The 459-nt window shown below is 50.3% G+C and carries 1 protein-coding gene; it reads left to right on the plus strand.

Annotated elements, in window-relative coordinates; genetic code table 11:
* Positions 1-43: 43 nt before the first annotated feature.
* Positions 44-459, plus strand: a 416-nt coding sequence (locus NR125_RS29325; RefSeq protein WP_256816879.1) for a hypothetical protein, incomplete at its 3' end; no start/stop codon positions are given.

The following is a 459-nucleotide window of genomic DNA, read 5'->3' on the forward strand; positions in this document are numbered from 1 at the left end:
ATTATTCCTTTACTTCCTGGAATGGTGTCAGTTCTGTGGTTGAGTGGGTAGGACTAGAAAATTATATAAAAAGAGGGAAAAAAGAGGAGAAGGGTGGGGAGGAAGGGAGGGGGAAGAAAAAGGGGAGGAGAGGAAGGAGAAGGGAGGGAGAAGGGGGAAGGGGAAGAGAAGGGGGAGAGGGGGGGAAAGGGAGAGGAAAGAAAAAAAAAAAAAGAGGAGAGGAAAAGAAAGAAGAGGGAGGAGGGGGAGGGAAGGAAGGGGAGGGAAGAAGGAAAGAGGAAGGGGAGAGGAAGAGAAGGAGGAAGTGAGGAAAAAGGGGGAGGGGAAGAGGGAAAGGGAAAAAAAGAGGAAAGGAAAGAAGGAGGGAGAGAGGAAAAGAGAGAAGGGAAAAAAAAGGGAGGAGGGAGGGGAGAGGAAGGGGGAAAGAGGGAAGAGAAGGAAGAGGGGGGGAAGGGAAAA

The organism is Cytobacillus sp. Bac17 (assembly GCF_024519925.1).
Lineage (GTDB): Bacteria > Bacillota > Bacilli > Bacillales > Cytobacillaceae > Cytobacillus > Cytobacillus pseudoceanisediminis.